Consider the following 12,447-nt stretch of genomic DNA (forward strand, 5'->3'; position numbering starts at 1 on the left):
ATGGGTGATGAGTTCAGTATCGCGCTACGTTCGCTGTTAGAAAATACGGCTGAGTCTGCACGAGCTGTTTAAAATTGTGAACAGTCAAAAGGACCATCATCATGGAAATGAACGATCTGGCCGCCTTCGTCTCGGTCGCCCGCGCGGGCGGCTTTCGTGACGCAGCGCGCGTCAGCGGCGTCTCGCCGTCGAGCCTCAGCATTGCCGTGCGACGACTTGAAACAAAGCTTGAAATGCGCCTGCTCAATCGAAGCACGCGCAGCGTCGCGCCGACTGAGGCAGGGCAGCGGCTCCTCGACAAGCTCTCGCCGCTGTTCACCGAAATGGAGGCCGCGCTCGACGTATTGAACGGATTCCGTGAGAAGCCAACCGGTACCCTGCGGCTCAATGTGCCATCGAGTGCGTCTCGCATCGTCCTTGCCCCCGTGATGGCGCGGTTTCTCGACACCTACCCGGATATCCGCGTCGAAGTCGTCGTTGAAGACGGGTTTGTCGATATGCTGGCCGCAGGCTGCGATGCGGGCATTCGCTACGAGGAACGCCTCGCGCAAGACATGATCGCCGTGCCCGTGGGGCCGCGCATTCAACGCTTCGCGACTGCAGCGGCGCCCGCTTATCTCGACGCACACGGTCGACCCGGCCATCCGGGCGAACTCCTGTCGCACCAGTGCTTGCGAGGTCAGTTCTCGAGCGGCGCGACACCGACGTGGGATTTCGAACGCGACGGCAAAGTGATCCGCGTCGATCCGCCATCCAGGCTGATGGTACGGCCTGGCGCAGGTGTCGATCTCGCGGTGACAACCGCGATTGCGGGAGGCGGTGTCGTGCATCTGTTTGAAGACATGCTGCGTCCCTATATCGACACGGGCTGGCTCGAACCGATCCTCGAGCCCTGGTGGCAAAACTTTTCGGGGCCCTTTCTCTACTACCCCGGCCACCGTCACGTACCTGCACCGCTGCGGGCGTTTATCGACTTCATGAAGTCCGATACGACATGGCGCGATGCGATCTAATGAAATGCCGTTCGCACGGGCCCGCCATCGTCATATGCGTCGCACGGTTGTCATACGCGGTCTTTAAAACGGTCTGAGCACGGTCTCGTTTGCTTGCCGGAAGGAAATCGATGCGCCCGATGGGGCTTCGATTCACGGCCAACGAGCGCATCGGACGCCCGGCCGCAACGGATGCGGCGATGCGACGCCTGCCCGGCGAACCTTTCAATGACTGATAAGGAGCACGATGTGTCGCTGACTTATGGATTCGTCAAAGCCAAGATTAAAAGCGTGGCCGGACTCAAGGCATCGAGAAGCCGCAGCGAAACCCAGTATCACATCCACCTGACGCTCTCGGTTCAAGGCGGCGATTGGGATGTCGCGATCAATGTGGGCACAAATGATTCGGACGACTTGCTCAAGTACAAGCTGGTCTACGATTTCGCCCATCCGCTGACCGACACGCTGCTTAATGCGCGTGAGGGCTTTACGGATCTGACCGACACGGACGCGCTGCCGGCGCTCGATTTTCTGCGCAGCGACGTGCTTGCCAGCACCGGCCGGTGGCGCGATAGCGACGTCATGGATGGAACGCAGAATCCGGAGCCGATCCCTTCAGTCATGCGACTGGTGAATCAGGCAATGAGCGACGGTCAGGATCTGTATGTGTTTGGCCGAACCTACACAACGGGCGGCTCGGGTATCCACGATACGCATATGAATCAGGGTTCGATGGGTACGCACTTCAAGCACGTGAAGGGCAACGATTCGACCGATCACAACGACATCTGGCAGGACGGCGGTTTGCTCGTCGACAGCGGCAAGGCCCAGTGGACGGCCTATTTCGCCGTGTTCGAACAGCAGCGGGTCCCGACCGATGATCTCGGCAACCCGGAGCCCGACGCCGAACCGGTCGACGATTCGAATACGCCCGAGACGGCGGCTGCCTGAAGACGGCAGACGGGTTCCTCATTTTCCGCTCATTCAACCTGCGTAAAGTCCATGCCTGAGACCCCGGTACGGCCGGGGCGGCACACTCAGGACGTCAGGCAACGCCGCGCACCCAGCGACAGGTCTGTTGTTCGAACTCACCAGACAAATCATGCAACTCGACAACACCGCTTCCGTCGACTCCACGCCATCGGGCGCCGGCCAGCCGACTTCGACGCGCGAATGGCTGTCCGTGCTCGCTGTCGCCGTCAGCGCATTCGCGTTCGTCACGACGGAATTCCTCCCCGTCGGCCTGCTGCCGCATATCGCGGCCGATTTCCACGTCACGGCGGGCGCGGCCGGCCTGATGGTCACGATCCCCGGCATCATCGCTGCGTTCGCGGCGCCAGGCATGGTGCTCGCCGCCGGACGCATGAATCGCCGCCACGTCGTGTTGCTGCTGACAGCTTGCTTGCTTATCTCGAACATCATTGGCGCCCTCGCGCCCAATTTGACGGTCATGCTGCTTGGTCGTGCATTGCTCGGCGCCGCGCTCGGCGGATTCTGGACGCTGGCGACAGCGGCCGCCACGCGGCTTGTGCAGCCCAAGGACGTCGCAAAGGCCATGGCCCTGATTCTCACCGGCGTCACGTGCGCGACCGTCATCGGCGTGCCGATCGGCACCTATATCGCAGGTATCGCATCGTGGCGCGCAGCGTTTGCGGTGACTGGCGTGCTCGTCGCGCTCGCGCTGCTTGCCCAGTTCTGGCTCGTGCCTTCCTTGCCTTCGCACACCGCGATGCGCTGGCAGGACCTGGTGCGCCCGCTGCGCGACACGAAGGTGCGACTCGCTCTGCTCGTCGTCGCACTGCTCTTTGGTGCTCACTTCTGCGCGTACACCTACATCACGCCGTTCCTGCTCGGACATGCGGGCTTCGCCATGTCGAACGTCACGTGGCTGCTGCTTGGCTTCGGCATCGTCGGGTTCCTGTCGAACCTGGGTTTTTCGAAGGCGGTCGAACGCAATCTCACGCGGTCGATCATGGTCGTCGGCGTCATGCTGCTCTGCGCACAGGTCGCGCTGCCCCTGATGGCGCATATGCAAGCCGGCGTGGCCGCAACCCTGATGCTCTGGGGCATCGCATTCGGCGGGATTCCCCTGTGCTGCAGCGTCTGGATGCAGCGCACGACGCCGGACAACGCGGAGGCCGGATCGGCGCTGTTTATCTGCATCGTGCAGGTGGCGATCGCAGTCGGATCGTCGGTCGGCGGCCTCGTCGTCGACCACATTGGCTCACCTGACGTGTTCCGACTCGGCGCGATCATCGCGCTGGCGGGGCTGGTCATGCTCGCCCGGACGACGACGCGTGCGCGCGCAGCCAGGGTACTTCGCCGCAACCGCGGCACAGCCGCCGAGGTCCTTTGAGATAAGCCAATCCCGGTAAGGGCAAAGCCGAGCTTACCGGGATCGACCCGCGCGCGAGATCGTGCCGTTCGACATCACGCCAACATCACACCGATCGATATCACGCTGATCGATCGGAGGTTCATCGCGCATGAACGCCCATCGATAACCCCACGCCCAGCAGCACCACACCGACCATCCGGGCGACGCGTCGTCCGTTCGGTGCGAGCCGCTCGACCGTCATGGCGAACGACACGACCGTCATCGCACGCAGGTCCATCACGCCCATCACAAGCAACACCGCCGTCAACCCTGCCGTGCATGCGCTGCAATGCATGGCCAGGCGCACGCCATGCTTCCACGCCGTAGCCGCGTCGGCACGGATGGAGCGACCGCTACCGGGTGCGTGACGGCAGCACGCAAGATGGCGGGCCTTCCATGGCGTGAATTGAAGCAGGCCCGCCACCACCACGACTGCCGCTGACAGCAGCGGAACGGACCGGGCCAACATCGGCATCCGCATTTCAAGCGCTGCCACCATCACACCCAAAACAAAGATGCCAATGCCGTACAGCAGCCAGATAAAGAAGTACCCGGTGCCGACGATCATGAGCAAACCGCCCACGCGCCGTTCGCGTCCGCAAGCCACCGCGTCCACCATCACCGCCTGTCGATAGCGCCACAGGATCGGCGTGAACGACGGCAGCATCATCGCCTTCATCATCACGACCCACATGCCGACAAACGATGCCGCTGCACCTGCCCAACTCTGACCCGGCATGCGCATCCACGTCATCGACATCGTCCATCCGCCCGGCATCGGCATGCCGCCCATCGACGACATCGACGTACAGCCGACGATCGTCACAGCCATGCTGGCTGCGAAGACCACCGCTGAGATACCGAAGAACACGCGACGCGACGCGCGCTCCGCATCGATGTGGCGACGTGCTTCCGTCGAATCAGGCGTGCCGGAAGGGCTGAGCGTTTGAACGATGTCCATGATCAGGCTCGCTGAGTCTCGTTCTCGTATTCGTCGTGCCGGCGCCACCAGACACCGGTTTCGTTACGACCCTTGGGCGCGCGATCGAGCCACTGATACATGCCCCAGATGCCGTCGAGCCCACGCGCATACGTCGAGTACGTGTGATAGACGACGCCGTCTTCGAGCACGAAGGTGCTCATGCCCGGCCGGTCCCGCGCGTACGTCGGCGCATCGGTGCCGCAACTCGTTGCGAACTCGACGACCGGAGCCGGTGCGGGTTCCATGTCCATCGCGTGCCGGCCGCGCTGGTAGTTGTATTCGACAGTGCCCTCGTGCTGCTGCTCTTGCGTGAAGGAAACGTTGAAGTCGAAGTTGAAGTCGCTGCCGACCGAGGAGGCCCACGGGAACGACCACCCCATGCGCTCTTTGTAGACTTGCAGCTTCGCGAGCGGCGCGCGCGACACCGCGGTCAGCGTGACATCGTGATTTGCGAGGTGGACGACGAACCCATCGAATCCGTCGGCGATCGACGAGCACGACGGGCACCCTGCCCGGTAATCCGGTCCGAACATGAAGTGATACACGACCAGTTGCGAACGGCCCGCGAACAGGTCCGCAAGCGTCGCGCTGCCTTGTTCGGTTTCGAATCGGTACGCCTTGTCGACACGCACCCACGGTAGTGATTGGCGTTGCCGTGCGATCTCGTCGCTGCGGCGCGTCAATTCCTTTTCGGCTTCGAGCAAATCGAGCCGCTGCGCGAGCCATGCTTCACGTGTCCCTGTCATATGCGTTGCCATTTGACTGCCCTCCTGAGTTTGTCGGTCGACGCTCGACGTTGCCGAAACGACACGACGGTTGATCATGGCTGCAGCGTAGTGCGGCTCGTGAGGTCAGCGGGAGTGACAAATCTGGCGGGATTCGGTCCGATGTCATGCCGGACCGAGTCATCACGGCGTATTGGGTCCAGGCCGTCATGTCGTACGCGCCCGGCTTCCGGTCTACGCCGCCGTGTTAGATTGGCTTGCATCAGGCAACCCGCCCCTTTTTTCCAGGGCTCAACAACTTCCCAGGCAATCTTCCGGAGCGAACGCGCGTGACGAAGCTCAGATGGATTCGCTGATCACCGCCGCGGCTCGCGCACTCGCGGCCGGGGACCCGCTCGGCGCGCTCAACCGCGTCGCGCTGCGCAACGACGCGCCGGCGCTGGCGTTGCGCGGCATCGCGATGGCCCAGCTCGGCGACCTTGACCGCGCCCGGGCGCTGATCCGCAGCGCGGCTCGGGCTTTCGGTCCGCGAGAACCGGTCGCCAAAGCGCGCTGTGTCGTCGCGGAAGCGGAAATCGCGTTCGTATCGCGCGATCTTGGCTGGCCCGCCAAGGCGCTCGATGCGGCGCGTATCACGCTCGAAGCACATGGCGACCGTCTGAACGCTGCCCACGCACGCTACCTCGAGGTACGTCGGCTTCTGCTCATGGGCCGGCTCGATGAAGCCGAACGTCTGCTTGAAGGGGCGGATGCGACGCCACTGCCGCCCGCGTTGCGCGCCGCGCACGAGCTTGTGGTCGCGGGTATCGCTATGCGCCGCCTGCGCACCCGGGCGGCGCGCACCGCGCTCGACGAAGCCGCGCGCGCCGCGTCGCTCGCGCGCATCCCGGGCCTCAGCGCCGAGGTCGAGAGCGCCATGCGCGTGCTCGATACGCCTGCAGCCCGGCTTATCGCAGGTGGTGAGCAGCGACCGCTGCGGCTCGATGAAGTCGAGACGCTGCTGGGCTCAAAGGCCTTGATTGCCGATGCCTGCCGCTATGTCGTTCGTGATGCCGGGACAGTCGTGTCGCTCGCCAAGCGCCCCGTGCTCTTCACGCTGATACGCGCGCTCGCCGAGGCATGGCCCGACGATGTCGCGCGAGACGCGCTGGTTGCGCGCGCATTTCGCCTCAAGCTTGCCGACGAATCGCACCGCGCGCGCCTGCGCGTCGAAATGGGCAGGCTGAGGCAATTGCTTCGTCCGTTTGCCGAGATCCGTGCGACACCGCGCGGATTCGCGCTGGTGCCGCAACGCGCGAGCGAGGTCGTCGTGCTTGCCCGACCTGTCGAAGAGGCGCACGCTGCAGTGCTCGCGTGTCTCGCCGATGGCGAGTCGTGGTCGAGCTCGGCACTGGCCATGGCGCTCGGCGCAAGCCAGCGCACCGTGCAGCGCGCGCTCGATGCGCTCGCCGAGACCGACAAGGTGCAGGCCGTCGGACGCGGCCGCGCGCGCCGCTGGATGACGCCGCCGGTGCCCGGATTCGCGACAACCTTGTTACTCCCCGCCTCGTTGCCGGGCGACTAGGATCAAGCCATGAAATCCACTCCAGCCACCATCGTCCGCGAGTACGGCCCGTTCGCGGATGTCGAAAGGGTCAACGGCGTCACCTACGACGGCGAGCGCGTCTGGTTCGCCGTCGGCGACGCGATCAAAACGCTCGATCCGGAGAGCGGCGATACGGGCCGCTCGATCGAAGCGCCCTCCCATGCCGGTACCGCGTTCGACGGACAGCATCTGTTCCAGATCGCCGACGAACGGATCCTGAAGATCGACCCGCACACCGGAAAGGTCCTCGCGGAAATCCCCACGCCCGAAGGCGGTGGTTCAGGCCTTGCGTGGGCCGAAGGTGCGCTCTGGGTCGGTCAGTACCGCGCGCGCAAGATCCATCAGGTCGATCCGCAGACCGGCACGATATTGCGCACGATCGAATCGAACCGCTTCGTCACCGGCGTGACGTGGGTCGAAGGCGAACTCTGGCATGGCACCTGGGAGGGTGACCAGAGTGCGCTGCTTCATATCGATCCCCAAACCGGCAAGGTCATCGAGAGCCTCGACATGCCCGAAGGCGTCGGCGTATCGGGGCTCGAATCCGACGGCAAGGATCAGTTCTTCTGCGGTGGTGGCACGAGCGGCAAAGTGCGCGCCGTGCGCAAGCCCTCGCGCGGCAAGAGCGCAGCCCAATAGCACGATGCAGAAACCGGGTGCCTGCGCGGCACCCGATGCACGTCGTGCATTCTCATCTTGAACAACGATCGCTTCTGTCTTCCCGGGCCGAATGGCATCGTAGGCCCAACGGCAGCCGCCTTGACGAACCGGTCTCCAGCGCATCGGGCAGCACGCTCCTGCGTGCACCGCTTCATGGCGAATGCCAGCCTGCATTCCTGGCTCATCGGAGAAGACGCCATGTCGCAACTCGAAACCACCCCGAACAAAGAAGCATTGATCGCTCGCTGCCTGCCGTTTCTTGAAGAAATCAAGGACATGACCACGGGTGCGCTGGCCGAACACTGGCTCAACACAACCTATGGCCCCGGCAGCGAGCTCTACACAACCCTTGCCACGCTGATCAAAAAGGGCGTTGAGGAAGGCTGGGCTGCCAACGTCGAAGTGGCGGGTCCACGATATCGGCGCGCACGGCTGGCCGATCCGTCGGACAGAACCTTCGGCTTCAGCATCACCGCCGTCTATATGGACAGCACAGGCAATAGCCAGCACAACCCCGAAGGCAGCTTCCGCGGCGACTACCACGCCCATCCCTACGGCGAGTTCAATATGGTCGTGCCCGTTGACGAAGGTGCCGCGCTCGCCGGCCCGAATGGCTGGTCGTACGGCGGCTGGACCGCGCCGGCGCCGGGCAGTCATCACTATCCCGAGGCCAAAGGCGGCGCAGTGATTGCGCTCTTCTTCCTGCCGGCCGGACGCATCGCCTACAACGTCAAGGCGCCGGACGCGCATTGAACCGCGCGTCCGCGCACGAGCGCGCACTAACGCGGGATGTCGGCGGCGACGTCGATCAGTTGCGCGCGCAGCCATTGAAGCGCCGCGTCGTGCTCGTTGCGCGTGTGCCAGACGGCCGTGATAGACGATGACGGTGCAACATAAGGTGTCGGCGCCGAGTACAGTTCGCCTTGCCGTTCGAAAGCACGCGCGAGCGGCGACGGAACGATCGCGAACATATCGCTGTCGCTCAGCAGCGCGGGGATCGCGAGCGAGTGGGCAATAGCCATGCGGATCCGGGCTGAGCTTCGTGGCGATGTCGATGTCGATGTCGATATCGATGCCGAGGCCGATGCCGATGCCGAGGCCGATGCCGATGCCGATGCCGATGCCGATTCCATTGACGATAGCGAAGACGCCGTCATGGTCGACATCGCAGCGTCGAGCGCTTCCCGATTGAACATTTCGGATTGCCGGGCCAGCCCGCGCTCGACAATAAACCCATCGACCGCGCCTTCCTCCGTGCCACCAAGCGACACCGCGACCAGCGGATAGGTCGCCAGATCCTCGAGCGTGACCGCACGCCCGGCGGCGGGATGATCGCGGCGCATGACGATGGCATCCGTCTGGTCGTACAGCGTCATTGACCGGAATCTCTGCGGTATCTCGTCAAACACGCCGATCGCCAGATCGATGCGGCCGAGGTCGATCTGGCCCGCGAGATCAAGGCGTGTCACCGGCCGGATCACCAGATCAACGAACGGAGCGTCGTGACTGAGCCGCGCGCTCAGGCGACTCAGCACCAGCATCGTCACATAGTCATTCGCAGCGATCACGAAGTCACGTCGTGCCTGTGCAGGTTCGAACGGCTCATCGCCAAGCGCCATCCGGATCTGCCGGAGCGCATCGCGCACGGGCTCGGCCATCGCAAGCGCGCGTGCCGTCGGCTCCATGCCTCGCGCCGTGCGCACGAACAAATCGTCACCGAGTGCGTCGCGAAGACGCCCGAGCGCGTGGCTGATCGCCGATTGACTCAGGCTCAGGCGCTTTCCGGCCTGCACAAGGTTCCGATCCTCGAACACGGCATCGAACACGCGCAAGAGGTTCAGATCGATACGCCCTAAATTCATGCCCGCCGCCTCGGCCTGTGCATTCTCGTTGGATGGCGGGCATTGTAGCGACGCCCGCTAATGACCGGGTCCGGTCTGCCAGACACAGCTCAGCACGAGTGTATCGTCGGGTCGTGTGACGGCGCTCAGCGCGGCCGTATGCATCTCGGTATCGGTGCAGCGCCACTGAGCGACGAGATCGGCATGGCAGCTCGATGCACTCGCCCGGTTGGCAAGACCGTCGACCTTGTACTCACAGGTGTCGCGACCGTTGCACCGCAGCGCAAGATCGGCCGTCGCGTTACCTTGCGCGGCGCCGCAATTCTGCCCGTAGGTGCTCGACATGACGGTAATGGTCCGCGCGCTGGCGTCTGGCGTGGCGATCATCGCCAGCATCGTCGCGGACGCGCAGGCAGCGCTCAAACCGCGACGGCCCCATACCGGCGAGCGGAGAAATGAAAACCGATGAAAGTCCATGATGACCTCCTCCTGAGCGTGTGCGATCCCATCGTGCACTGCAGCGATCGGATCCACAGCCATCATGATTTGAGTATCGTCACCGACTGGGGCAACTTCAAGGGGAATGTCCGGAGGCGGCAAGCGACGGCCGGCAACCGGACTTTGAATTCGCCTACTTGCGCAGTTTCTCGACGAGGAAGTCGACAAAGCTTCTGACGCGCGACGACATGTGCCGGCTATGCGGGTAGAGCAGGATAAAGGGCCGCGTGACACCGCCGAAATCCTTGAGCACTTCGACGAGCCGCCCCTCCCTGAGATCCTGTTCGACCACGAAGCGGTAGATCTGAAACAGACCCGCGCCGTTGCGAGCGAGTGTCGAACCGCCCAGAAAATCGCCCGACAGACGCACACCGCCCTGCGTCACGACCTCGAGCCTTTGATCGCCGTCCTGAAACTCCCACACCAGATTGCGCCCGTTGCTCGCGAGCTCGAACTGAATGCACTGATGCGTAGCCAGATCGTCGGGGTGCTTGGGCGTGCCGGCTCGCTTCAGATAACCGGGCGTCGCGACGGTGACGATCTCCGCGTCTTCGAGCTTGCGTGCGATCAGCGTCGAGTCGCTCGGCGCGCGCCCGCGTATTGCGAGGTCGAACCCTTCGTCCGCGAAATCGACGTTGCGGTTGCTCAGATGCGTCTCGACCTGAACCTGTGGGTAGCGCTCGCGATATTCGGCGACGAGCGGCAGCACGCGGTAGTGACCGAACGGCGTGGGCATGCTGATACGCAGCAAGCCCGACGGCGACGATTGCTCGCCGGTCGCCTCGCGCTCGGCCTCGACAAGCTGACTCAGTGCCTGACGGCACTGGTCGAAGTAACGGCGGCCCGGATCCGTCAGCCTGATCTGCCGCGTCGTGCGCACGAAAAGACGCACACCCAGGCGCTCTTCGAGTCGTGCAATCGAACGGCTGACTGCGGCGGGGGTCACGCCCGCCGCTGTCGCGGCCGCGGTGAACCCTCCGAGCTCGGCTGCGAGACAGAACAGCTCTATGCTGCCCAATAGCAAATCGTCGAACTGTCGTTGCATGGTGGAGTCGTCATGAGGGCGCCAGGAGCCGCGCATCGCGTCGCGCGGGGCTCAGGCGGTTGCAGGTCGGCGATGTTGGTTCGTCGAAGCGTGCCATCCACACGGGGAGACCGGAGCCCGGCGGGGTCAGGAAAGTATGCCGGAACGGCTCTGTGTGCGCTTGGCGACGCAGGGTGTCGCGTGTCTCGCGCGTTTCCTGAGCGCGGGTCGCGTTACACAAGACAAAGAACCGCAGCGGCAGCGAGCGCCGCCGCTGCGACGGACAGCGACGCATCAAACGTATGCGTATGCGCAAACAGCGCGGTCGAGACGAGCGGGCCCGCAATCTGTCCGACGCCAAACGCTGCCGTCATCACGGCAATCAGGTTGAAGCGCGCGCCGTGCGCGATGCGACGCGCCGACGGCATGGCGATGGTGATCGTGCCCATGAAGGTGCCTCCGACCAGCGCGGCACTGGCGAAATACGCGACAGGCGAGGCGACGATCACGGGAAGCACGACGCCTGCCGCTTGCACGACAAGGTTGACGAGCATGGCAGTGCGATCGCCGAGCCTGCGATATACCTTGTGCCAGACGAAACACGAAGGCACGGCACCGAGCCCGAACGCAGCCCAGACGTGCACCGGATTGATCGTGCCGAGCGAATGACGCACGAGCAAGGGCAGATACGTCGCCGTCACGATATAGCCGAAGCCCGCGAGCCCATAGGCGGCAATCAGGACAGGACGCGAAAACGGCTTGCCGACGCCCGATGCTGCGGCAGCGTGATGTGCGTGCGACTTCGTCCCGGGCTCCGGACCATCCGACAAGGTCCGCCAGGCAAGCCACGCGAGGACGGCCGCAGCTACCGCAAGCACGGTCCAGACACCCGCGCTATGCAGACCCAGCGCCTGACCCGCCGCAATCAGCTCGGCCGACAGGAAAATGCCCGTGCCCACGCCCGCGAACAACACGGGAGAACCTTCGTGGTAGTCGATCACGTGGAACAGCCAGATCGATGCCGACACCATGGTCACCGCGCTAAGCATGCCGGCAGTAAAGCGGATTACCGCCATCATGACCGGCGGCATGGGTACGGCGAGCAGCGCCAGACCGATCACGGTGGCGGCCATCGCCAGACGCGCGGCACTGACAGCCCGTTCGTCACGCATCTTGCCCGCGATCAATGCGCCAGCCAGATACCCTGCGTAGTTCGCCGACGCTGCGAGCGAGCCGCCGGCCACGTCGAACACACCGTCGTGGATCATCAACGCGTACATGCCCGTGAACGCAAAGCGGCCGAAACCCATGCCGACCGCCAGCACGATCGCTCCGGCCACCGCGTCGATCAACCTGCGCGTCGTGCCGCCTGACAATGTTGCGTCCAGTGTCGTACCCGACATGCGCCACCTCTTCGTCCAGTGTATTGCGTGATGGATTGCGTGCTGCGTTGCGCGATCTCGCACCCGATGCAGGGTCCGATGTGCGCCGCACTATGGCGCCTGACCAGCGGCCGGTCTGCGCGCGGGTCGCGTCGCGTGCAATCTTGGGCTCGAAATGTAGGCATCGCGCGCGCGTGAATAAATGTTGCGCGGCGCATATCACTTGTTACATGGGGTCAATAACGCGGCGGTTCGTTACATCGCGTCATCGCAGAAGTGCCCGGCGAGGGCTTGGTCGCGTGTATCGATCCCACTACATTGGCGCCGAAGTCCTCAACACCTCCACTGCGTGACGCTCTCAATACCTATGACGCCCGTGGC

The 12,447-nt window shown here is 64.0% G+C and carries 12 protein-coding genes; 6 read left to right on the forward strand and 6 right to left on the reverse strand.

The window, feature by feature from the left end; all coding sequences use genetic code 11:
* Positions 1-101 precede the first annotated feature (101 nt).
* The 3 genes from ACMFWR_RS26425 (at position 102) to ACMFWR_RS26435 (ending at position 3,348) form a co-directional block, all read left to right on the forward strand.
* Complete coding sequence (locus ACMFWR_RS26425) at positions 102-1,013, forward strand: LysR family transcriptional regulator (protein ID WP_413195339.1); 912 nt, start codon at positions 102-104, stop codon at positions 1,011-1,013.
* 228 nt (positions 1,014-1,241) lie between these two features.
* On the forward strand, positions 1,242-1,943 hold the full coding sequence (locus tag ACMFWR_RS26430; RefSeq protein ID WP_413197355.1) for a DUF2278 family protein: 702 nt from the start codon (positions 1,242-1,244) through the stop codon (positions 1,941-1,943).
* A gap of 151 nt (positions 1,944-2,094) precedes the next feature.
* Complete coding sequence (locus tag ACMFWR_RS26435; RefSeq protein ID WP_413195340.1) at positions 2,095-3,348, forward strand: MFS transporter; 1,254 nt, start codon at positions 2,095-2,097, stop codon at positions 3,346-3,348.
* 121 nt (positions 3,349-3,469) lie between these two features.
* Here the strand turns inward: ACMFWR_RS26435 and ACMFWR_RS26440 are convergent, their stop codons facing one another.
* Both ACMFWR_RS26440 and ACMFWR_RS26445 read right to left on the reverse strand, forming a co-directional pair.
* Positions 3,470-4,330, reverse strand: coding sequence for a DUF2182 domain-containing protein (locus tag ACMFWR_RS26440; protein ID WP_413195341.1), 861 nt, complete (start codon positions 4,328-4,330; stop codon positions 3,470-3,472).
* Positions 4,331-4,332: 2 nt separating this feature from the next.
* A complete protein-coding gene (locus ACMFWR_RS26445; RefSeq protein WP_413195342.1) occupies positions 4,333-5,109 on the reverse strand; it encodes a DUF899 domain-containing protein in 777 nt (258 codons plus the stop codon).
* Between the two features lie 310 nt (positions 5,110-5,419).
* Between ACMFWR_RS26445 and ACMFWR_RS26450 the strand changes: the two genes are divergently transcribed.
* From ACMFWR_RS26450 to ACMFWR_RS26460, 3 genes are all read left to right on the forward strand, one after another.
* Positions 5,420-6,640, forward strand: a complete 1,221-nt coding sequence (locus ACMFWR_RS26450; protein ID WP_413195343.1) for a helix-turn-helix domain-containing protein — start codon at positions 5,420-5,422, stop codon at positions 6,638-6,640.
* Between the two features lie 9 nt (positions 6,641-6,649).
* A complete protein-coding gene (locus ACMFWR_RS26455; RefSeq protein WP_413195344.1) occupies positions 6,650-7,300 on the forward strand; it encodes a glutamine cyclotransferase in 651 nt (216 codons plus the stop codon).
* A gap of 219 nt (positions 7,301-7,519) precedes the next feature.
* Entirely contained in the window at positions 7,520-8,074 is a 555-nt protein-coding gene (locus ACMFWR_RS26460) for a DUF4863 family protein (RefSeq protein ID WP_413195345.1), read from the forward strand.
* A 26-nt stretch (positions 8,075-8,100) separates the two neighbouring features.
* Here ACMFWR_RS26460 and ACMFWR_RS26465 read toward each other — a convergent pair whose 3' ends face one another.
* The 4 genes from ACMFWR_RS26465 to ACMFWR_RS26480 all read right to left on the reverse strand — a co-directional run bounded on the left by ACMFWR_RS26465 (position 8,101) and on the right by ACMFWR_RS26480 (position 12,087).
* A complete protein-coding gene (locus ACMFWR_RS26465; RefSeq protein ID WP_413195346.1) occupies positions 8,101-9,183 on the reverse strand; it encodes a LysR family transcriptional regulator in 1,083 nt (360 codons plus the stop codon).
* Between the two features lie 57 nt (positions 9,184-9,240).
* Positions 9,241-9,705, reverse strand: coding sequence for a hypothetical protein (locus tag ACMFWR_RS26470; RefSeq protein ID WP_413195347.1), 465 nt, complete (start codon positions 9,703-9,705; stop codon positions 9,241-9,243).
* Positions 9,706-9,793: 88 nt separating this feature from the next.
* Positions 9,794-10,705, reverse strand: a complete 912-nt coding sequence (locus tag ACMFWR_RS26475) for a LysR substrate-binding domain-containing protein (protein ID WP_413195348.1) — start codon at positions 10,703-10,705, stop codon at positions 9,794-9,796.
* 212 nt (positions 10,706-10,917) lie between these two features.
* On the reverse strand, positions 10,918-12,087 hold the full coding sequence (locus tag ACMFWR_RS26480) for a YbfB/YjiJ family MFS transporter (RefSeq protein WP_413195349.1): 1,170 nt from the start codon (positions 12,085-12,087) through the stop codon (positions 10,918-10,920).
* Positions 12,088-12,447 lie beyond the last annotated feature (360 nt).

Origin of the sequence: Pararobbsia alpina (assembly GCF_965118125.1) — a bacterium.
Taxonomy (GTDB): domain Bacteria; phylum Pseudomonadota; class Gammaproteobacteria; order Burkholderiales; family Burkholderiaceae; genus Pararobbsia; species Pararobbsia alpina_A.